This window comes from Streptomyces sp. NBC_01717, assembly GCF_036248255.1.
Taxonomy (GTDB): Bacteria; Actinomycetota; Actinomycetes; order Streptomycetales; family Streptomycetaceae; genus Streptomyces.
Window position 1 is genome coordinate 92,951 of record NZ_CP109178.1, and the last position, 23,887, is coordinate 116,837.

The following is a 23,887-nucleotide window of genomic DNA, read 5'->3' on the forward strand; positions in this document are numbered from 1 at the left end:
GAGGGTCTTACGGAGGAAGGTCCTACAGGGGAGTGACTGGTGCCCTTGGTGGGGGCGGACCGGGGTCGGTGGGGATCCGGTCGGTGAGGAAGCCGAATTCGCGGCGCAGCGCCTCGGCGCCGGGATCGGCTGCGACACCGCGCCACCACTCGGCGACGCCGCCCCAGCCGGGCGCCGCCAGCGCCCCGCCGTGCAGGCGTACGGACAGCCCCGCCGCGAGCGCCGCGAAACGCAGCCGTTCGGCGAGCGGCCAGCCGGCCAGGGAGGCGGCGACAAAGCTCGCCCCGAAGACATCCCCGGCGCCGGTCGCATCCAGGACATCAACGTCAAGCGCGCCGGCCTCGGCGAACTCACCCGTGCTCTGGTCGACGGCGATCGCGCCGTCCCGCCCCCGGGTGACCACCGCGACCGGCACCAGGTCGGACAGCGCGTGCAGCGCCGCCGTCGGGGTGTCGGTGCGGGTGTACGCCATGGCCTCGCCCTCATTGGGCAGGAACGCGTGGCACAGGGAGAGCCGGTCGAGCACGTCGGACGACCACTGCTGGGAGGGGTCCCAGCCGACGTCGGCGAAGATCTTGGTGCCCGAAGCGGCGGCCTTGGCGAGCCACTGCTGCGGCTCAGCGCCGATGTGCACCAGCGCGGAGCGGGCGGCCGGTGGGTCACGGATGAGCTCGTCCTGGCTGTACGGCGGCTCGTGGCCGTTGGTGACCAGCGCCCGGTCATCCCCCAACGCGAGGGAGACGGTGACGGGCGTGTGCCAGCCGACCGGGGCCGTACGGGACAGGGAGAGGTCGATACCCTCCTGCCCGGCAAGCACCTCGCGGCAGTAGCGGCCGTAGAAGTCGTCACCGAACACGGTGGCCAGCGAGGTGCGCAGGCCGAAGCGGGCGGCGGCGACCGCGAGGTTCGCAATGCCGCCGGGACCGCTGCCCATCCCCCGGGTCCAGATCTCTTCGCCCGGCACGGGTGGCTGTCCGAGGCCGGTGAAGACCAGGTCGTAGAAGAGCAGACCGGTGAGCAGGAGGTCGGGCGCTTCATCGCCCGGTGTCACGTCGGAGGCTGGGAGCGGCTCGTTCACGAGCGCGTCCTCTCGTCAAGAGTGTGCAAGTTCGACCAGCCGATCGTGGGACAAGTGCGCAAACTTTTCAAGACTTCTTCAATATCAAGCATGGAATTGAATGAAATTGAAGGGTAGTGTGCACTGCATGCTGGCAGAGCGACGACATCAACTCATCCTGCGGGCACTGCGCTCCGGGGGGCCCGCCTCTGTGGCCGATCTCTCCTCCGAGCTGGACGTGAGCGCCGCCACGGTCCGCCGCGACCTGATCAGGCTGGAGGAGGACGGCCTTCTCACCCGCGTCCACGGGGGCGCGGTGGTGGAGGAGGGTGATCAGCCCTTCGCGGAGGTAGCCGAGGTCCGGGTCTCCGACAAGGACGTCCTGGCGGAGCGCGCCGCGGCAATGATCAAGGACGGCCAGACGGTGCTGCTGGACATCGGCACCACCGCCTACCGCCTGGCCCGGCAGCTGCACGGCCGCCGACTCACCGTGATCACAAGCAATCTGGTGGTGTACGAGGAGCTGGCCGAGGACACCGGCATCGAGCTGGTGCTCCCCGGCGGTGTGGTCCGCCGCGAGTACCGCTCGCTGGTGGGCTTCCTCACCGAGGACAGCCTGCGCCAACTGCACGCCGACTGGCTGTTCCTGGGAACGAGCGGCGTCCGACCCGGCGGACAGGTCATGGACACCACCGTGGTCGAGGTGCCGGTGAAGCGGGCCATGATGGCCGCCGCCGAGAAGGTGGTGCTGCTCGCCGACGCCGGGAAGTTCCCCGGCCAGGGGATGGCCAAGGTGTGCGGTCCGGCGGACCTCGACGTAGTAGTGACCAACGCGTCCGCGGACCCGGCGACCCTCGCCGCGCTCGCGGAGGCCGGCGCAGAGGTGATCAAAGTATGAAACTGACCATTCTGGGCGGCGGGGGATTCCGAGTGCCGCTCGTGTACGGTGCGCTGCTCGGCGACCGCGCGGAGGGCCGGGTCACCGGCGTGACCCTCTACGACCTCGACGCCGGCCGGCTCTCCGCGATCGCCCGGGTGCTGGCCGAGCAGGCCGCCGGTCACCCGGACGCCCCGGCGGTGACCGTCACCACGGATCTGGACGAGGCGCTGAGGGGCGCCGACTTCGTCTTCTCCGCGATCCGCGTCGGCGGTCTGGAGGGCCGGGCGGCGGACGAGCAAGTGGCGCTCGCCAAGGGCGTGCTCGGCCAGGAGACGGTCGGCGCCGGCGGCATCGCGTACGGGCTGCGCACACTGCCGGTCGTGGACCACATCGCCCGGCGGGTGGCTGCGCTGGCCCCGGACGCCTGGTTCATCAACTTCACCAACCCGGCGGGCCTGGTCACCGAGGCCATGTCCCGGCATCTGGGCGACCGGGTGATCGGCATCTGCGACTCCCCGGTGGGCCTGGGCCGCCGGGTGGCCCGCGCGCTGGGCGCCACACGCCCGCAGGACGCCTGGATCGACTACGTCGGGCTGAACCATCTGGGCTGGCTGCGCGGCCTGCACATCGACGGCCGCGACCAGTTGCCGCGGCTGCTCGCGGACCGGGAGCTGTTGGGCAGCTTCGAGGAGGGCAAGCTCTTCGGCCCGGAGTGGATCCAGTCGCTGGGCGCCGTACCGAACGAGTATCTGCACTACTACTACTTCAACCGGGAAGCGGTGAAGGCGTACCGGGAGGCGCAGCAGACCCGCGGCGCCTTCCTGCGCGACCAGCAGGCCCGCTTCTACGACTGCATGCGCGACCCGGCCGCGCCCGCGCTGCGTACCTGGGACGGCACCCGGGCCGAGCGCGAGGCGACCTATATGTCGGAGAACCGCGAGGCGGCCGGCGCCGGCGAGCGGGACGAGGCGTCGCTCAGTGAGTCCGGCGGCTACGAGAACGTCGCCCTCGCCCTGATGCGGGCCATCGCCCGCGACGAGCGCGCCACTTTGATCCTCAACGTGCGCAACCGGACGACCCTCCCCATCCTCGACGAGGACGCCGTCATCGAGGTCCCCTGCCTGGTCGACGGCAACGGCGCCCACCCGGTGACCGTCTCCCCGCTGCCGGGTCATGCCGCCGGGCTGGTCTGCGCGATCAAGGCCGTGGAGCGCGAGGTGCTGGCCGCGGCCGCCTCCGGCTCCCGGCCCGCCGCCATCAAGGCCTTCGCGCTGCACCCGCTCATCGACTCCGTGGAGGTGGCGCGGCGGCTGGTCGACGAGTACCGCGAGGTGCATCCGGGCCTCGCGTACCTGACGTAGCGCCGCGCCTCTCCATTGCCGCAAAGCTCCCTGAGAGCTGCCCAAGAACTTCTGAAAAGAGATCCCATGCACGACGAACGCCGCCGGATCGAGGAGCGCGTCGAACGCATCCACGACCAGCGCATCAAGCCGGCCGTCTACTCCGCCTCCGTCCCGCTCATGGTCGAGGCCTGGCAGGCGCCCGGTGAGCCGGTGCCCTTCGCCGAGGCCGCGGATGCCGCGTACGAACCCTTCGCGATGGGCACGCCGTGGGGCCCGCCGTGGGGCACCACCTGGTTCCGGATGCGCGGCCGGGTGCCGGCCGAGTGGGCCGGCAAGCGTGTCGAGACGGTGATGGACCTGGGCTTCGTCGGCGACTGGCCGGGCAACCAGGCCGAGGCGCTGGTGCACGTGCCGGACGGCCGCCCGCTGAAGGCCGTCAACCCGCAGAACCAGTACGTCCCGGTCGCCAACCCGGCCGTCGGCGGCGAGGAGATCCACTACCTGGTGGAGGCCGCCTCCAACCCGGACATCCTCGCCAACGACTTCATCGGCCCCACTCCGCTGGGCGACCGGCTCACTGCCGGTGACAAGCCGCTGTACACCTTCAAGCGCGCCGATCTCGCCGTACTGGACGAGGACGTCTGGCATCTGTCACTGGACCTGCAGGTGCTGCGCGAGCTGATGCTGGAGCTCGAGGCGCACGACCCGCGCCGGCACGAGATCATGACGTGTCTGGACCGCGCCCTGGACGCGCTGGACCTGGACGACATCTCCGGCACCGCGGCCGACGCCCGCGCCGTGCTGAAGGAGGCCCTGGCCAAGCCCGCGCACGCCAGTGCGCACCGGATGTCGGCCGTCGGGCATGCGCACATCGACTCGGCGTGGCTGTGGCCGATCCGTGAGACCAAGCGCAAGACCTCCCGCACCTTCTCCAACGTCACGGCGCTGGCCGAGGAGTACGACGAGTTCGTCTTCGCCTGCTCGCAGGCCCAGCAGTACGAGTGGGTGCGCGACAACTACCCGCACGTGTGGGCCCGTATCCAGCAGGCCGTGAAGAACGGGCAGTGGGCGCCGGTCGGCGGCATGTGGGTGGAGTCGGACGGCAACCTGCCGGGCGGTGAGGCCATCGCCCGCCAGCTGATCCACGGCAAGCGGTTCTTCATCGAGCACTTCGGCATCGAGACCAAGGGCGTGTGGCTGCCGGACTCCTTCGGCTACAACGCCGCCTACCCGCAGCTGGCAAAGCTCGCCGGCAACGAGTGGTTCCTCACCCAGAAGCTGTCGTGGAACCAGACCAACAAGCTGCCCCACCACTCGTTCTGGTGGGAGGGCGTGGACGGCACCCGGATCTTCACCCACTTCCCGCCAGTGGACACCTACAACGCCGAGTTCTCCGGCAAGGAGATGGCGCACGCGGTGCGCAACTACCAGGACAAGGGCGTCGGCACCCGCTCGCTGGCCCCGTTCGGGCACGGTGACGGCGGTGGCGGCCCCACCCGGGAGATGCTGGAGCGCGCCCGCCGGCTCGCCGACCTCGAGGGCTCGGCGAAGGTGACGGTCGAGCACCCGGACACCTTCTTCGCGGAGGCGGCGAAGGAGGTTCCCAAGGACCAGGTGTGGTCCGGTGAGCTGTATCTGGAGCTGCACCGCGCCACGTACACCTCGCAGGCGCGCACCAAGCAGGGCAACCGGCGCAGCGAGCACCTGATGCGCGAGGCGGAGCTGTGGGCGACGACGGCCGCGCTGCACGCGCCGGGCTACCGCTATCCGCACGAGAAGCTGGACCGGCTGTGGAAGACGGTGCTGCTGCACCAGTTCCACGACATCCTGCCGGGCTCCTCGATCGCCTGGGTCCATCGCGAGGCAGAGGCGGAGTACGCGCGGGTCGCGGCCGAGGTGCAGGAGCTGACGACCGAGGCACTGGCGGCGCTTTCCGGTGGTGAAGGCCTTTCGGTGTTCAACACCGCTCCGCGCGACCGCGCCGAGGTCGTCACGGTGCCCGCGGGCACAGCGGCCGACGGCCAGCAGCTGGCCGACGGCTCGGTGGCCGTGTACACCGAGGTCCCGGCGAGCGGCATCGCACCGCTCGGCGCGTCGGGGGCCGCCCCGCAGCCGGTGACCGTCGAGGGCCGGGTGCTGGACAACGGCCTGGTGCGGGTGGAAGTCGCCGCGAACGGCACCATCGCCTCCGTCCGCGACCTGGTGGCCGGCCGTGAGGTGCTGGCGCCGGACGCTGCCGGCAATCTGCTGCGCCTGCACAGCGACCTGCCCAACTACTGGGACGCCTGGGACATCGACAAGCACTACCGGAACCGCTACACGGACCTCACCAAGGCCGAGTCGGTCACTGTGTCGGAGGAGGGTCCGCTGCTCGGCGCGCTGCGGGTGGAGCGCTCCTTCGGCAAGGGCTCACGGATCGTCCAGAGGATCGTGGTACGTGCGGGCAGCCGCCGGATCGACATCGAGACGGAGATCGACTGGCACGAGGCGGAGAAGATGCTCAAGGCCGCCTTCCCGGTCGACGTCCGGGCCGACCACTCCCGCGCCGAGATCCAGTTCGGCCATGTGCAGCGCCCCACGCACACCAACACCAGCTGGGAGGCTGCCCGGTTCGAGGTCTACGGCCACCGGTGGGTGCACATCGGGGAGCCGGGGTACGGCGTCGCGGTCATCAACGACTCGACGTACGGACACGATGTCTCCCGCACCACGCGGGAGACGGACGGCGGTACGACGACGACGGTCCGTCTCAGCCTGGTGCGAGCCCCGCGCGTCCCGGACCCGGGGGCGGACCAGGGCAAGCACCGCTTCACCTACGCCCTGTTGCCGGGCGCGACGGTCGAGGACGCCGTCGCCGAGGGGTACGCACTGAACCTGCCGCTGCGGGTCGGCGCCGCGGCCTCGGCCACCCCGGTGGTCACCAGCGACAACCCGGCCGTCACCGTCGAGGCGGTCAAGCTGGCCGACGACGGCTCGGGCGATGTGGTGGTGCGGCTCTACGAGTCGCTGGGCGGCCGGGCGCAGGCGGTTCTGCGCCCGGGCTTCCCGCTGGGCAAAGTACAGGTCACGGACCTGCTGGAGCGCCCGCTAGCGGGGCAGCCCGCAGAGGTATCAGCGGCCCGTGAGGGGGAGGTGGCCGTGACACTACGGCCGTTCCAGATCCTCACCGTGCGGCTGACGCCCGCGGGCTGATGGTACGGGGCCCTGCCCGGTCTTCCCCATGGGCCGGGCGGGACCCTTGTGCCGGTTGCTTCCGGCGGCGCGCGCTGATTCCCGGCGCACCATGGGACGGGCCAAAGGGCGCGTTTCGTCGCTCCAGGGCAAGATCCTGCAGCCCGTGGGCAGCACCATCCGCAATCGCGCACACCGACGGCTGACCGGTGCGCCAGAGAGCAGCATCAGCCGCGCCGCTACGGCACGCTCAGGACTGCGCACGCCTTGGAGGCAATCCGCGAGGCGCGCCGTGTAAAGACGGCCACGGCGGGCTCCGCGGCCCGTGCGTGGGCTCACCGCGAGATCAGCCACACGAGCAACCCGGTCGTGATGGTGCTGCCGGACGCGTACGCGGCGCCGCGGAGCATGGCGACGCCTGCGGCATGCAGCAGTCGGCGTCGGGTTCGGCGAACAGGTCGTGGCATGAATCCTCCTACGTGTGAAGGGAGTTGAGAACGTCGCACCCGTCAGGTACGTGCTGGTTCGGCGGGCGTGCGATCCAGTAGGGCATCTCGTCAGCCGGCAACCGGGCGGCGTAATCGCGGGGTTCTAACTAGAGTGTGGCCGTGGCGTGGAAGGGGCCGAGTGCGGCTGAGCGGGAGCTGTCTGAACTGCTGCGGGCGCGGGATCTGTGCGTGAGCTGGGCCCGGATCAGGCGCTGGCGTGAGTTCGGGGCCCTGCCGTGGGGCGCCCGGCGCGGTCTGGGAAGAGGTGCCGGATCGGTCTCGGAACTCACGGCCGACACCGCCGTGGTCGCCGAGGCTCTTGCCCTGGCCACGGCCAGGAAGGCGCGTCTTGAAAAGGCCGTGCTCCGCGTCTTCACCGTGCACCCGCGGTGCGAGGATGTGTTCGTCGCCACCTGGGTTCCGCTGCCGGAACGTGGGGTTCGTAAAGCGTTGACGTGGTACCTCGGCCAGGACCGTTCAAGTGCGGTGGCCGTCGTCGAGCGGGCTGTCGAAGCCGTAGGCGACGATCCTGAGCGGCGTGCGGAGGCCGCGCATGCTGCCGCACACGCCTACTACACCAGGCGCTATCACCAGGCGCGGAGAATGCGCTCGCCAGGTGGAGGCGTCCACCCGGCTGATCCACACAGCCGGGCGGACGCTCAGGGACTGGCTACGTTCGCGGCAGCCGCAGTGCTCGGCATGGAGGAATTCGGCGCGGACAGCGTGATGGAATCCCTTCAACAGTCACTGGGGTCAGAAGACGATGAAGCCCTGTCAGCTCAGACGTTCACCGAGATGACGGCCATCGCCGCGCAGCGCGAGCTCTCCGGCAACAGGCTGGCCGACCCGAGCTGGATGCTCACGGCCGACAGGGCACGCCGACTGCGCGAGACGGACTACAGCACCATCTGCACAGTCCGCCACGTGCTCGCCGTGCTGGTGGAGTCCGCCCTGCCGCTACGCCTGGCTTACCGGGCCTGCCCGCAGGATCCCGCGCTGCAGCACATCGAGCAGGTCCGTACGGCCAACCCGCGCGTACACCACTACCTGGACTGCGCTGAATACATCAGCCGTCGCTCTCCAGCCGACGCCTGGGAATCGTTCACCTCTCTGCTGCTCAGCATCTGCACCGACCCCGAGAGCCTGGAAGCCTTCCAACAGGATGTCACCGCCCTGGACCCGGCCCTCGACGAGGTCCACGCCCTGGGCCGGCACGCGGCAGCCCGCCTCGCACCGGTCTCGGCGGCGGCGAGCCGCCCGGCCTGAAGGCCGCCCCGACGCGGGCTGGATCTTCCCCCCAGCCGGTCCGCTGGTTGCCGTCATGGTCACTTCGGCAGCTTCAAGGGCTGCCTTGAGGTGGTCGAAGTGCCATGCCCGAAGGCAGCACTGGGCGTCTGGGCGGGCGGTGTGTGCTGTTCCTTCGTGCGCTCCCCTGCCGATCAGATCGTGTCGTCCTCTGCGGTCGGCCAGTCGAAGGGGTCTGTGTGCTCGATGTCGTCCGTCCAGTAGCCGTACCGTTCGCCGAGCACCAGCAGCAGTGCCTGCGGGTCGAGCGAGCCAGGGCGGATGACGAGGCCGAGGCCGCACGCGGTGCTCACGGCAGCCGCGGACAGGTGAGAGCGCAGGGCGTGTTCGGTGAATGCTCCTGCAGGAACAGGCAGGTCGTCGGAACGCTCGGGGGCCTGCATGGCGGCAAGGATGCGGGCTCGGTGTTCGTGGGAATCGCCCGGGGAGGGGCGCAGACCCTGCTGCTGGGCGCGATGGTTTCCGGCCGCGTTCGCGATGGCGGTCAGCAGTTGCCAATCACGCCACCCTTCTGCCCGCAGCTGCGTGGCCATACGCCGGAAGTCAGGGTCAGCAGTCAGACGGGGAAGGGTGTGGCTCACGATGGGGAGCATGACGGCATAGCGGTTGCGGACTGTGTCGAGGGCTGTCTCGTGGACGTAGCCGGGTCCAGGTCCGGTCCGGGCCGGCAGGGCAGCCGGTTTCGCCTGGCCGCGCGGCATGCCTGTTGCGACGGCTGCGTCGGTGAGCGCAGCCATCGTCTGGTAGTCGTCGGGTTTGAGGAAGTCGGCCAGTTCGTCGTAGGGGCGGCCGACGAGGAGCTTGTGCCAGAGACCGCCGACGAGCGACTGCTCGACGAGGTGCATGAATGCCTCGTCGGAGAGCAGCGACTGGGAGAGCACCACCCTGATCAGGGCGGTGAGCAGACGGGGCGGCTCTGTTTCCAGGTCTGCGGGGGCGGCCGTGGGCAGGTGTAGCCTCCACCGGTTGGTGTTCCGGTCGGTGCTCTGGTCGCAGACGGCGGGCTGATCGTGGGGCGCGGTGGTGTCTGCGCGGACCTCGACGCTCAGGCGTCCGGGCAGGAACAGCGGGTCCTGTGTGGCGAGTTCGCCGAGGAACACCTGGAGTGCTGCGGTGTAGCGTTCCGCGACGAGCACCGAGAGCCGGTCGTTCGTCCAGGTGATCTCCCAGTCGACGCCGAGCGCGTTCCAGGCATAGCGGCGTGTGGGGCCGGCGTCGCTGAAGGGCCGTCCCACGCCTTGTGCATCGGCCTCCTCGGCGTATGCCTCTTCGGTTGCGGTGGGGACGTCGGCGGTCGTGGCGAGCATCTCGTCGATGACGGTGTCGATGCCTGCGGAGGCTGTGATCGCGCGGAGCGGGGAGACGAAGCCGGGCCGCACCGCGCCGGCCACGCGCAGGGTGAGCGCCTGGTCGGCCATCACTTCCCAGACCTGTGGGTAGCGTTCGCCGTCGTAGGGCTCGTCGCAGTAGACGTTCTGTGCCATGAGACCGATGGCGAACAGGTGGGCGGCGGAGATCCAGTTTCCGGCCTGATGGTCATAGCGGGCGGCGAGGATGATGCCGCGGGGGATGAAGCGGCTGAGTTCCGGGTCGGGTGCGGACTTCGCGGCGGTGGCGGCTGCGAGCGCGTACTGCTTGGCGGCGATGGGCAGGCCGAGTTCGCTGTAGAGGTGCGCGCACAGGAGCAGCATGATCAGGCCGCCCTCGAGGGTGTCGCCGCGCAGCCAGTTGGCCTTGGCTTCGTGGATTTCCTGGAGCGCTTGCGGAAGGCGCCGTTCTTGATCAGGGCGTGGCCTCGGGACTGGGCGCGTTCGCCTCGTGCGGTCTGGCCGGTGACCCGGTCGGTGGCCTGGTCGAGCAGGTCACGGACCTCCCGATACAGCGGGTGGTCCACGAGTACGGGGGTGAGGTAGTCGAAGAGGTCGGCGGTGTGCTCGATGGGGAACAGCGGCGCGTTGTCCAGGTGGCGGCCCAGCCGCAGCAGGGTGTGCATGGCGGTGTCGAGGTCGGTGAGCGGCGGCTTCGTTTGCAGGACAGGTATCTGTTCACCGGCTTGCACCGCTTCGAGGACGGATGCGGTGACCTCCGGGACGGTCGGCAGGTCCTTGGGCACGGATTCGAGGTCGGTGGTCATGTCGGCATGCAGGGCCAGGCGGGCCCGCATGGCCAGCAGATGGGCCATGGCGTTGGCGGGCAGGTCCACGTCCAGCAGGCGGTCGATCTTGTCTGCCAGCAGGCGCTGCCAGCGGCACAGGTTGTCTGCGGTCAGCGCCGTGAGGCCGCGCATCAGAGCCCCGAACCCGTATCCGAGGAGCACGACGGCGTCTTCGAGGATTCCAGGGTCGGTGAGGGTGTCGTCGGCGGTGATCGTGTCGAAGAAGTCGCGGGCCTGTTGGTCCGTCGGGTGCATGTCGCCGAGGCCGGCGAATCCGTCGAGCAGATCCGCCCGGACCTGATCATCCCCACCGGCAAGCGCAAGGGCCAGAACCCGGGCCTGGCCAGCATCTACAGGGCGCTGGCCGAGCACGAGAAGCGCCAGGCGTACCCGGAGGCCGTCGATACGGCGCACGCCGACTTCGCCACCCTCAAGCAGCGCGACCGCAGCCCCGTGTAGTTACTCAGCGCTACACGCCACCTGGCCGTAGCTATACGAGAACAAGGCCTTCACAACCCGAACACGGTCCGCAGCCATTCGACCAGCGTCGGGCAAGACCGCCGAGCGCATCGGGGAAGCCCGCCCGCTGGGGTCGGTCGCGGACGACGAGATCGGCGAAGCCCTGGAACTGCTGTGGGGGCACCGCGGCGGTCAACACCTGGAACGCCCGCCGGGCGGCGGTGCTGTCGTGGCTGGGCTGCTCCGAGACCCCCGGCCGAGAAGTAATCGCGGCCCGATTATCAGCCACCTCACGATCTAGTAGAGCTGCTGGGGTACTCATCTGTGCTTGGGCCGCCGCATGGAATGCCAATCCAAGCCCCTATGTCTGGAACAAGACCGCGAGGTCCTCGAACGCTCGCCAGTGCCTGACGGAATCCCTGACTCAGAAGATCAGGGGCGCCGGGCCTTTCACGAAAGTCGCACATTTTTGCACGATCCTCTTGCCGATGGGCGATCGCCGCGGCTTTTATGCTGTAATCGTGACATGTCTCTGGACGAGCTCCGCGCCCTGATGGATCGGCATGCCCGTCCCGATCTGACCACGGCGATCGACGGTGTTCGGATCTGCAGGGTCGACCACGCCGCTGGGCCGGAGTCCTCGATGTCCGGGACGGTGCTGGCGGTGATCGCCCAGGGTGGGAAGCGTCTGGCGTCGGGTGACCGCTTCTATGACTACCGGGTCGGTCAGTATCTCGTCGCCTCGGTCGACGTCCCGGCGACCGGACATGTCATGGACACCGCTTCCGACAGCCCCACGCTCGGCTTCGGGATGACTCTCGAACCTGCCGTCATCGCGGACCTGCTGCTGCAGGCCGGTCCGGGGGATCTGCCAAGGTCTCTCAGCTCAGCGCGACCGGGGATCGCGGTGAGTGACGCCCCAGGCGAACTGCTCGACGCCGTCGTGCGGCTGCTGCGCCTGCTCGATCGTCCACGGGATCGGAAGGTACTCACCCCGCTGTACCAGCGCGAGATCCTCTGGCAGCTGATGACCGGGGAACAGGGTGATGCTGTCCGCCAACTCGGTGTGGCCGACAGCAGTCTCACGCACGTCAGGCGCGCCGTGCAGTGGATCCGGGACAACTACACCCAGCCGTTCCGCGTCGAGGAGGTGGCGCGGCTCTCGGGGATGAGTGTCTCCGCCTTCCACCGGAACTTCCAGGCGGTGACGGCGATGAGCCCGATCCAGTTCCAGAAGAACATCCGGCTGCAGTCCGCGAGACTGCTCCTGGCCAACCATCCGAACGACGTCACCGGTGTCGGCCTGCGTGTCGGGTACGACAGTCTGTCCCAGTTCAGCCGTGAGTACCGGCGTCAGTTCGGCGCCCCGCCCAGCGTCGATGCTGCGCGCTTGCTCGGCGGAACGAAGCCTGCTGCGGCGCTGCCGTGAATTCGCTCTGCGAAAGAGGATTGGGCAAAGATGCGAGAGGATCTTGCTAGCCCCGGCGCCGCGCCTGCTGGTTTGGTGAACGTAATGGAAATTTCCATGCATTCCGAGCAGGCCAACCCATGGCATGGGAGGCGGAACGACGCAGTCGTCCGCGCCCTCGACATCGGGCCGTACTCTTCCGCGGCCGAACGCACCATCGACATCACCACGACGGGCAGGCGCAGCGGCGCCCCCCGTCACATCGAGGTCTGGTTCCACCACATCGACGGCCGCTGGTACCTGAGCGGCGTGCCCGGCCCCCGCAACTGGTACGCCAACTTGCAGGCCGATCCGCGCTTCGTCGTCCACCTCAAGCACGGGGTCACCGCCGATCTGCCCGCGACCGCAAGGCCGGTCGACGAGCCACCCCGGAGGCGGGTGATCACCGAGATCCACAATCTGCAAAACCGGCCCCAGCTCGCGGCGCGGGCCGGCCGACGCCAGAACCTCGATGAGTGGCTCGCGAGCAGCCCGCTGGTCGAGGTCGTGCTCGACGACGAGCAGTTGCGGACGCGGACGTAGCCGCATCGCTGTTCACCGAAAGCTCCACGCTCCAAGGGAGAGAAACATGAAGTACCGCACGCTGGGCCGGACCGGAATCCAGGTCAGCCCCTACGCCCTGGGCGCCATGATGTTCGGGGTGATGGGAAACCCCGACCATGACGACTCGATCCGGATCATCCACAGGGCCCTGGACGCGGGAATCAACTTCGTCGACACCGCCGACGTGTACTCCAACGGCGAGTCCGAGGTCATCGTCGGCAAGGCGCTCAAGGGCCGCCGCGACGACGTCGTGCTCGCCAGCAAGGTGCACTACCCGATGGGCGACGACCCCAATCACCGGGGCAATTCACGACGCTGGATCATCACATCGGTCGAGAACTCCCTGCGCCGCCTGCAGACCGATCACCTCGACCTCTACCAGATCCACCGCCCCGACCCGACGGTGGACGTGGAGGAGACCCTGTCGGCGCTGACGGACCTGGTCCACAGCGGCAAGGTGCGCACGATCGGCGCATCCACCTTCCCAGCCTCGAACATCGTCGAGGCGCAGTGGGTCGCCGAGCGGCGCGGCCTGGAGCGTTTCCGTACCGAGCAGCCGCCGTATTCGATCATCAACCGGAGCATCGAGCGCGAGGTGCTGCCAGTCGCCCAGCGCTACGGGATGGGCACGCTGGTCTGGAGCCCGCTCGGCCAGGGTCTGCTCACCGGCCGCTACCGCAAGGGCAAGCAGGCCGTCACCCACCGCGGCGGCACCATGCCGCAGCACTTCGGCGACGAGCGCAAGCTCGACGTGGTCGAACAGCTGATCCCGCTCGCCGAGAAGGCGGGACTGCCGATGACCCACCTCGCGATGGCCTTCGCGATCGCCCACCCCGCCGTCACCTCGGCGCTCGTCGGGCCACGCACCATGGAGCAACTCGACGACCTGCTGGCCGGCACCGACGTCACCCTGGACGACGAGATCCTCGACCGGATCGACGAGATCGCCCCGCCCGGCACCGACGCCGGCCCCAACGATGTCGCTTACACCCCACAGGCCGTCACCGACGCGAGCCTGCGCCGGCGACCGGTCACCCAGCGCTCCGCCGCCTGAACGACCCCCACGAAGGCTCCAACGCTCAATCACCCCAGGTCAAAGCGCCAACCAGCCCGGAGAAGCCTTAGCGCCAATACCGGTGACTTTGCCGCTGATCAATCGGCCGGAAGGTCACGTTTCCGCACGTCAGGAAGCCGAACCGATTGCTATGTCACCGGTATTGGCCTTAGCGCGCGATCTGACATGGATGTCACCGTGCTTCGCCGCCGGGCGAACGGCGAATCCGTCGAGCAGATCCGCCCGGACCTGATCATCCCCACCGGCAAGCGCAAGGGCCAGAACCCGGGCCTGGCCAGCATCTACAGGGCGCTGGCCGAGCACGAGAAGCGCCAGGCGTACCCGGAGGCCGTCAATACGGCGCACGCCGACTTCGCCACCCTCAAGCAGCGCGACCGCAGCCCCGTGTAGTTACTCAGCGCTACACGCCACCTGGCGCGCGCGAACAGGGCCGAGGCACCGCGCGCGTCTTCTTCATCAGGTGGCGGAAGAAGCGCCGGGCGGCGGTGTCTCGCCGGTTCTGCACGAGGATGTCCAGGACGTTGCCGTCCTGGTCGACGGCCCGCCACAGATGCTTCCGCTCGCCGTTGATCTTGATGAACACCTCGCCCAGATGCCACTTGTCCCCGGGGCGGGGCTGCCTGCGGCGCAGTCCGTTCGCGTAGGGCTGGCCGAATTTGGCGCACCAGCGGCGGATGGTCTCGTAGGAGGCGATCACGCCGCGCTGGAGCATCAACTCCTCCACCTCACGTAATGACAGCGGGAAGCGGAAGTACAGCCACACACAGTGGGCGATGACCTCGACCGGGTACCGGTGCCCCCTGTACGACGGCGGCGCGCTCTCTACGGACGACCCCTCCCCGCATGATCAACCCGAAGATCATCCCACCCGATCAGCCAACGTGACAGTGCCTGGGGAGAGCCAGGGAATGGCTCTGACTTGTTGCTCTCCCGGGGCGGCCTCTGCCGCGCGGGTGCGCATGCACAGTATGAACAGAACTGTGTGATCAATGGTGCGCGAGCCGATGCGTTCCTAGCATCGCACCGGTCGGCGCGATGATGCGCCACTGAGTTCAGGAGCGTTGCTTTGCACAGCCCAAGTCGGAACAGACCTTTCTCTCCGCGCGCCCGGTCCCGCATGCGACGTAGCGTGGCACTGGCCGCTGGCATCGCGGGCATCGTCGTCGCGTTGAGCGGTGTCAGCGCGGCCCAAGCCACCCAGCCGCGCCCCGGACTGGCCGCGTGCCCGGCGAGTGTGGGTGACAAGGCCACGTGTTACACCGGCCAGGACGCCAACGGGGCCTATTACGCGATCGCCGTGCCCAAGCAGTGGAACGGCTCGCTGGTCGTACATGCTCATGGCGGCCCCGACTTGGGTGAGGGAGCAGATCCAGAGCGGAGCATCGGCGACCTGGATCGCTGGTCGGTGATGGTGGACGAGGGATATGCCTGGGCCGGCTCGTCCTACCGGCGAGGTGGTTACGGAACCCGGATGGCGGCTGCCGACACGGAGAACCTGCGTCGCCTGTTCGTGGATGAATTCGGCAAGCCGAACCGGACATACGTGCATGGTCAGTCCTGGGGCGGGAACGTCGCTGCCAAGGTCCGCCAAGGTGCCGGGTTCGACGCGTCGGGTCATCTGACCGTCGGCGTCGTAGGTGAAGTTGTCGGTGGTGGTGGTCCCGTTGGCGATGTGGTTGGTCTTGCGGATGCCGTGGGGCTGGGAGCAGCCGGCGCGGCCCTGCGCAGCTCGGCCCGCCTGGCCACCCGCGCCCCGGAGCCCTGCTGGGCGGTGGGCCAGCCTTCGGCAACCAGTTCGGCGTAGGACTCGGTCACGGTGTTTCGGCTGATGCGGAGATCTGCGGCGAGCGAACGGGACGCCGGCAGCCGGGTGTCGGGCACCAGACGCCCTGTGCGCACGGCCTCCCGCAGGGCGTCCGTGAGTCCGGCGCGCAGCCCGGGTCGGTTCAGTTCCAGATGCAGGTCGGTACCGAACGCAGAAGGCCGGGCGGCCGCAGAATTGGTCCGGGAATCTATCATGGAAATGGACCCTACTCCCGTACCACTGGGTGCGTAGCGTTGCAGGTATGACGCCGAACGGAGCGCAGGAGAGCAAGGAACGCCTCCCGGAGCACGCACCGCGCCTGGCGCGTGCCGCCGACGAGTTCGCGCTCACCACCGTCCTGCTGTTCGTCGCGATGACTGTCGTCCGGTGGCTGCGTGATCCAGGCTCCACCTTTTACATCGCCGACCTGGACGTCGCACTCGCTGTCATCGGCGTTCTCAGCGGGACCATCCTCACCGGGCTGATCTTCACCCCGTCCGGCCGACGCAGCGGGGGGCACATGAATCCCGCCGTGACGGTCGCCCTGTGGCTGATGGACGCCTTCCCCGGTCGCAGTGTCCTGCCCTACGTGCTCGCTCAACTTGCGGGTTCCGCGGCGGGAACGGGTCTCGGGCGCCTGGTGTGGGGGCGTGCGGTCTCCCTCCCGTCGGTCGCTCACGCCGCGATCAGGCCCGCACCCTCTTGGCAGCCCGCGTCGGTCTTTCTCGCCGAGGCGGGAAGCATGATGGTCCTGATCCTTGTCGTCGGGTACTTCGTAGCCCGTCCTGGCTATGTTCGCCTGCTGCCGTACGTCATCGGACTGTCCGTCGGGCTGGTGATCGCTCTCCTTGGCCCCCTCAGCGGGTGCTCGATCAACCCCGCCCGCCAGTTCGGTCCTGCCGCACTCTCCGGGCAGACCACCTATCTGTGGATCTATCTGATTGCGCCGGTCCTGGGAGCGGTTCTCGGGGCCCTGGTCCACCACCTTCTCACCCAGCGGTTCCACACGCGCCGGCCCCTGACACAAGATGTGCAGGTGACGCCGAGCAGGAGGTCGTCACCTGAAGTGAGTATCCCTGCCGCCGGCGTACGCCGAAGGTCCTCACGTCCCACACCGGCCCCGACGGAGGCCCTGTCCGGACCGGCCGACGGGAGCACTCGGGGCGCCCCACCCGAGGTGCCCGCGGCCGACGTGTCCTACGACCCGCTTCCGCGGCTCGCCGACACGCTGCGCGAACAGCTCACCCCCGCCGGGGCCCGCCTCGCTGCACTTCTCAGCGATCCGCCCCAAGACAGTCGACGACGCCGCGCTCTATCGCATCCTGCCCCGGGCCTACCGGCACACCGAACGGCCGAGAACCCGGGGCACCTCATCACGGGGGACACGGAAGGCATGATCGATGAACAGTTCCACAGAATCGGCAATCTCCGCAGTTCAGAGGGGCTTCGAGGCGGTCGGCGCGGCAATAGCTCTGCTCGACGCGGAGGGGACGGTGGTCGGGTGGACTCAGGCCGCCCAGCGGCTTGTCGGCTACTCGGCCGCGGAAGTGGTGGGCCGGTCCGCGGCCGTCCTGCTAGCGGCTACTGAGGACCGGGTGAAGGCATCGGCGTTCTCGGAGCAGAGCAGTGCCCCGGGTAGCTGGTCCGGCTCCACGGACGTCCGTCACCGTGACGGCCGCAGGATCGACGTCCGCCTGTACGTGCAGTCGCTGTCCGGACCGGACCGCCGAGCCCGGTGGGTCGTATTGGCGACCGACGAGGCCACGCTTCCCTCGTGGGCGACGGACGGATCGGGGGTGGAGTCGCTCCCGGCCGCGCTGCGCCTCCCGAGCAACCTGCCGATCGGTGTCGTGATACGCGACGCCCGACTGCGCTGCACCTGGGTGAACGACACCCAGGGCTTCCAGGACGGCATCCCTCTCCAACAGCGGCTCGGGCGCAGGCTGACGGAGGCGGCGCCCGGCCCGGGGACCGAAACGCTCGAGGCGCTGATGCGCCAGGTGCTGGAGAGCGGCGTCCCGACCATCAACGTGGAATACGAGGCTTTCCTGCCGACGAATGTGCGCCGGGAACACGCGTTGGCGGCCTCCTTCTTCCGTCTTGACGACGCACAGGGCCGTGCGCTGGGCGTGTGTACCGTGAGCGTGGATGTCACCGAAAGCCGACAGGCGCGGGAGCGTCTCGCGATCCTGGGCGAGGCCAGTACGCGGATCGGAACCACCCTGGATGTCATGCGGACCGGGCAGGAACTGGCCGACCTCACGGTGCCGTTCCTTGCGGACTTCGTCACCGTCGACCTTGCGGAGTCGGTCCCGCTCGGCAAGGAGCCCTTGGCCCGGCTCGGCCCGCAGGGCGGACGCATCCCCGCCTTCTGCCGCGCGGGGCTGGCCTCGATCCACCAGGCGTCCCCGGAGTCCCTGTTCGCGCGGGGAAAGCCGGTCTTCGTCCCACCGACGTCGCCCTTCACCAGCGTCCTACGCTCTGGCAAGTCCCACTTCGAACCGATCCTGGATACCTCTCCCGGCACGTGGCTGGACCACCACGACCCGGCGCGGGCCGAGAAGATCCGCGCACACCGGATGCACTCATTGATGGTCGTCCCGATCCACGCGCGGGGCGCCGTGCTGGGCGTGGCGGTGTTCGTGCGGATGCAGGATCGTCTGCCGTTCGAGGAGGACGACCTGCTTCTGGCCGAGGAGCTCGTCAGCTGGGCCGCGCTGGCCCTGGACAACGCCCGCCAATACGCGCGCGAACGCTCCGCGGCCCTTGCCCTGCAGCGCTTCCTGCTCCCCCAACGCGCAACGGGCGGGTCCGCTGCCGACGTGGCCTGGCGTTACCTGCCGGCCGACAGCCACCATGGCGTCGGGGGCGACTGGTTCGATGTGATCCCGCTGTCCGGCGCCCGGGTGGCCCTGGTCGTCGGCGACGTGGTCGGGCATGGCATCAACGCCGCGGCGACCATGGGCCAGCTCCGCACCGCCGTACACACACTGGCCGACATGGATATGCCTCCCGACGAACTGCTGGCCCGCCTCGACGAGCAGGTCATCCGCCTCGCCGAGGCGGAAGCCGACCCCCTGGACCCAGCCACCGCGACGATGGCCGCCACATGTCTGTACGCCGTCTACGACCCGGTCACCCGGTGCTGCACGATGGCGCGGGCCGGCCACCCCCCGCCCGCGATCATCGACCCGCACGGCGGCGTCACCTTCCCCGATCTGCCCAGCGGAGCCCCGCTCGGCCTCGGGCTCGTCCCCTTCGAGTCCGTGACACTGGAACTACCCGAGGGAAGCGTGCTCGCCCTCTACACCGACGGCCTGGTCGAGGCCCGCAACCAGGACATCGACGTCGGCATGAACCGCCTGGCCACCGCCCTGGCGCAACCCGGCCTCCCGCTGGAAGACCTGTGCTCGTCCGCCGTGGACACGCTGCCCACCAGGGCACCGAACGACGACGTCACCCTGCTCCTCGCACGGACCCGCTCACTCAGCCCGCACCAGGTGTCCTCGTGGCAGCTTCCGGACGCCCCGGCCGTCGTCAGCCGTGCCCGGGCCCTGGCCACCCGCCAACTGACCCAATGGGGACTGGAGCACCTGATCGAGTCCACACAACTGATCGTCAGCGAACTGGTCACCAACGCCGTCCGTCACGGCAACGGAGACTGCAACAGCACGATCGGCTTGCGCCTCATCCGGCACGAGGTGCTGACCTGCGAGGTCTCCGACACCAGCCACAGCCACCCGCGTCTGCGCCACCCCCGCGCCACCGACGAGAACGGCCGCGGCATCCTCCTCGTCAAGCAGCTGTCCCACAGATGGGGAACCCGCTGCGCACCGGACGGCAAACTCATTTGGGCCGAACAGCAACTGACACCCACCCCATGAGGCTCACCCGCCCGGGCGTCGTCGCCGCTCTGCCGGTGTCCGTCCTGTCACGGCCCTCTCCCTGCCTTGGGAGCGGGACTGTAAATCGTTCGGTGTAACTCCTGATCAAGGAAGATGCATCGGTGACCAGTGACAACGTGACTGAGGCCGAGTCCGTCAAGGCGGCTGAGCCGCAGCCGGCGAAGGGGTTGGATGACCAACTGATCGACGAGTTGGTGGGTCGTGCCCAGGCCGGGCCTCTGCAGCTGACCGGTGAGGGCGGGCTGCTGCAACAGCTGTCGAAGTGGAGTCGGCTCTCGAGGGCGAGATCACCGACCACCTCGGCTATGACAAGCACGACCCGGCCGGGAGGAACGGCGGGAACTCCCGCAACGGCACCCGTGGCAAGACCGTGCTCACGGACGTCGGCCCGGTGGAGATGTCCGTTCCCCGCGACCGTGACGGATCTTTCAAGCCGAAGATCGTCCGCAAGCGGCAGAAGCGCCTGTCCGGCGTGGACGAGATGGTCATCTCGCTGTCCGCCAAGGGCCTGACGACCCGTGAAGGTCCAGGCCCACCTGGCCAGAGGTCTACGGAGCCGAAGTCTCCCGCCAGACAATCTCCACGATCACCGACAAGGTCATGGACGGCATGGCTGAATGGCAGAACCGGCCCCTCGACGCCGTCTACCCGGTGATCTTCATCGACGCGATCCACGTGAAGATCCGCGACGGCGCCGTGGCGAACCGACCGATCTACGTGGCCCTGGCCGTCACAGCGGAGGGTCGGCGGGACATCCTGGGGCCGTGGGCCGGCGACGGCGGCGAGGGCGCCATGCACTGGATGCACATCCTCACCGAGATCAAGAACCGCGGCGTGACCGCAATGCCGCGTCGTTAAGCCAGCCCGACGGCCGTCAAGGTGGTTGTTTTCCAGGCTTCCGCGAGGGTGTAGGTCCCGTATCCGACCTTGTGGAGGAGTCCTTCGGCTGCCCACTGGCTCATCTGTGTCGCGAAGCTCCGAGCGTTTTCGATCTTCAGGATGGTGGCGACCTCCAGGGGGCGCCAGGTCCGCTCGGGGTCGGTGGACAGGAGATGGAAGACGCGGTTTCGATGGCCCGCTCCGGTCGGCCTGAACCCGCGGACGGCCTTGCGCCTGTCCAGTGGATCGTCGGGTGAGGGCGGCGGTGGGGTGTTTGGTGCGGGACGGAGTAGAACGGTCAGTCCGGTGATGTTGCGGCTCCTGCGGGGGCGGGGCTCGGTCGGCTGGGTGGGGTAGCGGGAACGGGCGGCCTTGACCGCTCGGGCGCTTGTGCGGGGGCGGCGTGAGGGACGGAGGCCACCCAGAACAGCAGTGCCGATGGCGCCGATCAGCACGGGGAGAGATGCTCTGCGGAGGTCTCCCGCTCGCGCGCCGGTGAGGATGATCTGCTCGCGGGCGGTCTCCAACGCGATGGTGAAGCTGGCGCGGTCCGGATCGGTCCCGGGCTGTGACTCCACGGCGTCGACCATAGCGATCCGTAGGACTTGGTAGACGGTCAGCTGGGCCCACATCTCCTGGTGCAGGCCGGATGGGTCCGAGGACCTCAGCACGGTCCCGTCCAGCATGGTGTGGCGCAGGGAGTAGAAGGCGGACTCGACTTCCCAGCGCTCGTGATAGAGGCGGACCAGTGTCTTCGCGGGGTCGCGGTGGTGGTCCAGGAGAGTGGTGGCGATCCGGTATCGGTCATGGACCCGTTCGCCGCTGCTGGTGGTCATTGTGATCTCCGCGTCGATGATGCGGATCTTCAGGTTGCCGAGCCGGGTCAGGTAGGAGCCGTCGGGGAGAACGGCGAGGACGGCCGGACGACGGCGGGCCGTCACGCGGATGACGAACTGGGCGCCGGTTTCGGCGGTTTCCGTAAGGAAGCCGTCGGCGTCAAATCCTCGGTCGGCCAGCAGGAGCATGGTCTTGTTCAGCAGAGGCAGCAGTTGCCGGGCGTAGGTGGTCTCGTACTGGCTGATTGGGCCGAACACCGCACCGATCAGGCCACGCGTCCCGGTCTCGCACAGTGCCATCAGCCGAAGCGTGGGGTAACCAGCCCACCCCAGGCGCGTCCGGACCTTCCCGAGCCAGGCCCGGTTCCGCTCGTGATCGGGGACCTTGACCGCGCTGCACCCGTCGAAGGCGACGGTCCGCCAGGAGCGGTAGCGGACCCCCGCGGTCGTGGGCTGCGCGATCGGGCCAGCAACCATCTCGAACAGGGTTTTGAGCGGCGCCGGCCCCAGTCGGCGGCGCAGATCACGAAGGGCCTTCTCGCTGGGCCGATGCGGACCACCCTTCCGGAACCCGGCCGTCAGCTTGCCCCAGACCCGTAGATAGCCCAGCGACGGGAAGAGTGCCAGGGCGAGCACGAAGTACACCCCGACCCGGGAGGGAAGCCGTCGCAAGCGCCTCTGGAGCGTACGGGTTTCCTCCAGGACCTCGTCGACGAGCTCGACGGGAAGGTATCGGGTCAGCTCACCCAAGTGCCCCGGATCGAAGACGGACTCGCGCCCGAGGCCAGGGGATTTGGGCGTGGCGATGGCACACTGGTCGGGCAACGGGACCTCTTCACAGCAGGTAGATCTTGGTCGATCCCCTGCTCTACCCGAGGTCCCGTTCCCATGTCCGCGCAACACGCGGGGACATCCGTCTTGACGGCCGTCGGGCTGGCTTAACGACGCGGCATTGGGCGTGACCGACGTCCTCATGCTGGTCTGCGACGGGCTCAAGGGACTTCCCGACGCGGTCGAGACCGTCTGGCCGCGAACGACCGTCCAAATCACGACCACTACGTGCAGGTCCACTGCGATCTTCGATACGGACTCGCACCGCCCTGGAGGCCCTGGGAAGCTTCGACTCGTGGCTCTTCCACGATGCCGGAGACAATCTCGAAGAGTGGGCCCAAGCGCTGACCGAGCGGGCAGCCTGGACAACGATCCACAGACTCACCGTCGGCCCCGATGAGATCGACCAGGCCACCCGCCTTGCGACAGCCCAGCTCAACGCCCGAGCCCGCCCCTGGATCTGGGGCAGACCCACCCCACCCACCCGCCGCTTACGCCACCGCTATGTGTACTGCCTTTGAGGAACTCAGCACTGGGATCAGACACCATCTGATGCCTCGGCAGCTGTTCCCTGCCGGACCAGCGGGTGCCGTTCTCGGAAGTCGGAAGTGCTCACGATGGTGACCGCGGAGCTTGGGCTACGGTCCCGCAGGGTGTGAGCCTTCAGCGGTGAGGCTGATCAGGCCGAGTGCGTGACCTGGGCGTCCGCGGACTGGCTCAGACCGAGTGTGTCGGCCGGGCCAAGAAACCCCCGGTGTCCGAGACCGCCACCAGGACGCGCAGTTCCTGCGGGGCGAGATCGGAGTCGGTCGTGCGGTCCACCGGGCGCTCACCGAGGCGAGGTCCTTGGGCCGAGGCGCGCGAGAGCTTCCGCGGAGTGGCCTCGTGGGCGTCCTCGGGTATCAGCTTGAGGCTCTTTCGCTCAGGAACAGGCCTGGGCGCCGGCACGGGTACCTGTGGCCAGGAGACGGTCAGGCGCCCCTGGCTCGCAGGTGGTCAGATGGCCGCCTTGGCGGCGGTGATCTTGGTGATGTCTTCGGCCTGCTGGCGTGCCCGGGCGTGCGCGTTCTCCAGGGAGGCCTGGTGCAGGGGCAGCAGGTGCCTGAGTGGCTCCATGGTGAGCGCGTAGGTCAGCTCGGGCGTGATGGTGCGGACATCCAGGGCCATCAGGTTCGGGTCGCCAAGGATGGTCTCCAGGGCGGGGACGAGGAAGTCCTTGCCGTGTTGGGGAGAGCCGGGGCCGTAGCCGCCGCCACGGGCGGAGACGATGACGGCGGGACGGCCCGCAGTGGCGGTGGCGTCGCCCAAGCCTATGCTCCGACCGACGATCATGATGTGGTCCAGCCACGCCTTGAAGACCGAGGGCATTGAGTAGTTGTACACCGGCACGGCGAACAGGTAAGCGCTCGCGCCGAGGAACTCCTCAGCCAGTTCGTCCTGCAGGACGGCTGCGGCCTTCTGCTCAGGGGTGTGCTGGTCGGCAGGTGTGGTGCGGGCGGTGATGCCGGCCGCGTCCAGGTGACCGATGGGATTGAGTGCGAGGTCGCGGCGGACGACATCGCCGCTCCAGGCACCGGTGAAGGAATCGGCGACCTGTCGGGAGAAGGAGGCATCGCTAGAGGCAGAGGAGTCGATGCGCAGCAAGTAGGACATGGTGATGGTTCTTTCGTGTCGTTACGGGGCCCTCG

General features: G+C 68.8%; 17 protein-coding genes and 6 pseudogenes. 15 read left to right on the plus strand and 8 right to left on the minus strand.

All coding sequences use genetic code 11. The annotated features are described in order from the left end of the window. Nucleotides 1–22: 22 nt before the first annotated feature. The gene (locus OHB49_RS00385; RefSeq protein WP_329156925.1) at nt 23–1,078 is read right to left on the minus strand and encodes a carbohydrate kinase family protein; all 1,056 of its coding nucleotides are present in this window, start codon (nt 1,076–1,078) and stop codon (nt 23–25) included. Between the two features lie 127 nt (nt 1,079–1,205). On the opposite strand from OHB49_RS00385, the gene OHB49_RS00390 reads away from it, so the two are divergent. The 3 genes from OHB49_RS00390 to OHB49_RS00400 all read left to right on the plus strand — a co-directional run bounded on the left by OHB49_RS00390 (nt 1,206) and on the right by OHB49_RS00400 (nt 6,472). Next, on the plus strand, nt 1,206–1,955 hold the full coding sequence (locus OHB49_RS00390) for a DeoR/GlpR family DNA-binding transcription regulator (protein ID WP_326623966.1): 750 nt from the start codon (nt 1,206–1,208) through the stop codon (nt 1,953–1,955). Continuing rightward, nucleotides 1,952–3,298, plus strand: coding sequence for a 6-phospho-beta-glucosidase (locus OHB49_RS00395; protein ID WP_329156927.1), 1,347 nt, complete (start codon nt 1,952–1,954; stop codon nt 3,296–3,298). The genes OHB49_RS00390 and OHB49_RS00395 overlap by 4 nt, the downstream gene beginning before the upstream one ends. A gap of 66 nt (nt 3,299–3,364) precedes the next feature. After that, on the plus strand, nt 3,365–6,472 hold the full coding sequence (locus OHB49_RS00400) for an alpha-mannosidase (RefSeq protein WP_329156929.1): 3,108 nt from the start codon (nt 3,365–3,367) through the stop codon (nt 6,470–6,472). Between the two features lie 314 nt (nt 6,473–6,786). Here the strand turns inward: OHB49_RS00400 and OHB49_RS00405 are convergent, their stop codons facing one another. Continuing rightward, nucleotides 6,787–6,918: a hypothetical protein gene (locus OHB49_RS00405; protein ID WP_327122555.1), complete on the minus strand. Its 132-nt coding sequence runs from the start codon at nt 6,916–6,918 to the stop codon at nt 6,787–6,789. Between the two features lie 141 nt (nt 6,919–7,059). Here OHB49_RS00405 and OHB49_RS00410 point away from each other — a divergent pair, with 141 nt between their 5' ends. Beyond that, a complete protein-coding gene (locus OHB49_RS00410; protein WP_329156931.1) occupies nt 7,060–8,205 on the plus strand; it encodes a hypothetical protein in 1,146 nt (381 codons plus the stop codon). A 173-nt stretch (nt 8,206–8,378) separates the two neighbouring features. Here OHB49_RS00410 and OHB49_RS00415 read toward each other — a convergent pair whose 3' ends face one another. Next, the gene (locus tag OHB49_RS00415) at nt 8,379–9,935 is read right to left on the minus strand and encodes a hypothetical protein (RefSeq protein ID WP_329156933.1); all 1,557 of its coding nucleotides are present in this window, start codon (nt 9,933–9,935) and stop codon (nt 8,379–8,381) included. Nucleotides 9,936–9,937: 2 nt separating this feature from the next. Further along, a complete protein-coding gene (locus OHB49_RS00420) occupies nt 9,938–10,654 on the minus strand; it encodes a hypothetical protein (protein WP_329156935.1) in 717 nt (238 codons plus the stop codon). Between OHB49_RS00420 and OHB49_RS00425 the strand changes: the two genes are divergently transcribed. The 6 genes and pseudogenes from OHB49_RS00425 (at nt 10,637) to OHB49_RS00450 (ending at nt 14,334) form a co-directional block, all read left to right on the plus strand. Beyond that, nucleotides 10,637–10,858 (plus strand): hypothetical protein, encoded by a 222-nt coding sequence (locus OHB49_RS00425; RefSeq protein WP_329156937.1) that lies wholly within the window; start codon nt 10,637–10,639, stop codon nt 10,856–10,858. The two genes, OHB49_RS00420 and OHB49_RS00425, sit on opposite strands and share 18 nt — an antisense overlap. A 21-nt stretch (nt 10,859–10,879) precedes the next feature. Next, nucleotides 10,880–11,106 (plus strand): annotated as a pseudogene (locus tag OHB49_RS00430) (hypothetical protein); the annotation flags it as partial. A gap of 278 nt (nt 11,107–11,384) precedes the next feature. Beyond that, nucleotides 11,385–12,287, plus strand: coding sequence for an AraC family transcriptional regulator (locus tag OHB49_RS00435; RefSeq protein ID WP_329156939.1), 903 nt, complete (start codon nt 11,385–11,387; stop codon nt 12,285–12,287). Between the two features lie 96 nt (nt 12,288–12,383). After that, nucleotides 12,384–12,848: a nitroreductase/quinone reductase family protein gene (locus OHB49_RS00440; protein WP_329156941.1), complete on the plus strand. Its 465-nt coding sequence runs from the start codon at nt 12,384–12,386 to the stop codon at nt 12,846–12,848. A 46-nt stretch (nt 12,849–12,894) separates the two neighbouring features. Then, the gene (locus tag OHB49_RS00445) at nt 12,895–13,923 is read left to right on the plus strand and encodes an aldo/keto reductase (protein WP_329156943.1); all 1,029 of its coding nucleotides are present in this window, start codon (nt 12,895–12,897) and stop codon (nt 13,921–13,923) included. Between the two features lie 198 nt (nt 13,924–14,121). Then, nucleotides 14,122–14,334 carry a hypothetical protein gene (locus tag OHB49_RS00450; RefSeq protein ID WP_329156945.1) on the plus strand — a complete coding sequence of 71 codons (213 nt, stop codon included), beginning with the start codon at nt 14,122–14,124 and terminating at the stop codon, nt 14,332–14,334. Between the two features lie 40 nt (nt 14,335–14,374). Here OHB49_RS00450 and OHB49_RS00455 read toward each other — a convergent pair. Further along, nucleotides 14,375–14,719: pseudogene (locus tag OHB49_RS00455) on the minus strand (IS6 family transposase); the annotation flags it as partial. Between the two features lie 342 nt (nt 14,720–15,061). Between OHB49_RS00455 and OHB49_RS00460 the strand changes: the two are divergent. Further along, a pseudogene (locus tag OHB49_RS00460) lies at nt 15,062–15,601 on the plus strand (hypothetical protein); the annotation flags it as partial. Here OHB49_RS00460 and OHB49_RS00465 read toward each other — a convergent pair. Then, nucleotides 15,580–15,963, minus strand: a pseudogene (locus OHB49_RS00465) (GntR family transcriptional regulator); the annotation flags it as partial. The pseudogenes OHB49_RS00460 and OHB49_RS00465 overlap by 22 nt on opposite strands. 47 nt (nt 15,964–16,010) lie before the next feature. On the opposite strand from OHB49_RS00465, the gene OHB49_RS00470 reads away from it, so the two are divergent. From OHB49_RS00470 to OHB49_RS00480, 3 genes and pseudogenes are all read left to right on the plus strand, one after another. Beyond that, nucleotides 16,011–17,336, plus strand: a complete 1,326-nt coding sequence (locus OHB49_RS00470; RefSeq protein WP_329156947.1) for an MIP/aquaporin family protein — start codon at nt 16,011–16,013, stop codon at nt 17,334–17,336. Next, nucleotides 17,242–19,632, plus strand: coding sequence for a SpoIIE family protein phosphatase (locus tag OHB49_RS00475; protein ID WP_329156949.1), 2,391 nt, complete (start codon nt 17,242–17,244; stop codon nt 19,630–19,632). Before OHB49_RS00470 ends, OHB49_RS00475 begins: the two co-directional genes overlap by 95 nt. Nucleotides 19,633–19,754: 122 nt before the next feature. Then, nucleotides 19,755–20,490: pseudogene (locus tag OHB49_RS00480) on the plus strand (IS256 family transposase); the annotation flags it as partial. 17 nt (nt 20,491–20,507) lie between these two features. Here OHB49_RS00480 and OHB49_RS00485 read toward each other — a convergent pair. Further along, complete coding sequence (locus OHB49_RS00485) at nt 20,508–22,193, minus strand: IS4 family transposase (protein WP_329156951.1); 1,686 nt, start codon at nt 22,191–22,193, stop codon at nt 20,508–20,510. 130 nt (nt 22,194–22,323) lie between these two features. Here OHB49_RS00485 and OHB49_RS45660 point away from each other — a divergent pair. Then, a pseudogene (locus OHB49_RS45660) lies at nt 22,324–22,413 on the plus strand (transposase); the annotation flags it as partial. A 782-nt stretch (nt 22,414–23,195) separates the two neighbouring features. Here the strand turns inward: OHB49_RS45660 and OHB49_RS00490 are convergent. After that, nucleotides 23,196–23,852 (minus strand): FMN-dependent NADH-azoreductase, encoded by a 657-nt coding sequence (locus tag OHB49_RS00490; RefSeq protein WP_329156953.1) that lies wholly within the window; start codon nt 23,850–23,852, stop codon nt 23,196–23,198. Between the last annotated feature and the right edge of the window lie 35 nt (nt 23,853–23,887).

Coding starts and splice junctions, on each gene's coding strand:
- OHB49_RS00470 (WP_329156947.1), top strand. CDS start 16,011: ATGACGCCGAACGGAGCGCAGGAGAGCAAGGAACGCCTCCCGGAGCAC.
- OHB49_RS00405 (WP_327122555.1), bottom strand. CDS start 6,918: ATGCCACGACCTGTTCGCCGAACCCGACGCCGACTGCTGCATGCCGCA.
- OHB49_RS00435 (WP_329156939.1), top strand. CDS start 11,385: ATGTCTCTGGACGAGCTCCGCGCCCTGATGGATCGGCATGCCCGTCCC.
- OHB49_RS00390 (WP_326623966.1), top strand. CDS start 1,206: ATGCTGGCAGAGCGACGACATCAACTCATCCTGCGGGCACTGCGCTCC.
- OHB49_RS00490 (WP_329156953.1), bottom strand. CDS start 23,852: ATGTCCTACTTGCTGCGCATCGACTCCTCTGCCTCTAGCGATGCCTCC.
- OHB49_RS00400 (WP_329156929.1), top strand. CDS start 3,365: ATGCACGACGAACGCCGCCGGATCGAGGAGCGCGTCGAACGCATCCAC.
- OHB49_RS00415 (WP_329156933.1), bottom strand. CDS start 9,935: ATGCTGCTCCTGTGCGCGCACCTCTACAGCGAACTCGGCCTGCCCATC.
- OHB49_RS00395 (WP_329156927.1), top strand. CDS start 1,952: ATGAAACTGACCATTCTGGGCGGCGGGGGATTCCGAGTGCCGCTCGTG.
- OHB49_RS00440 (WP_329156941.1), top strand. CDS start 12,384: ATGCATTCCGAGCAGGCCAACCCATGGCATGGGAGGCGGAACGACGCA.
- OHB49_RS00445 (WP_329156943.1), top strand. CDS start 12,895: ATGAAGTACCGCACGCTGGGCCGGACCGGAATCCAGGTCAGCCCCTAC.
- OHB49_RS00420 (WP_329156935.1), bottom strand. CDS start 10,654: ATGCACCCGACGGACCAACAGGCCCGCGACTTCTTCGACACGATCACC.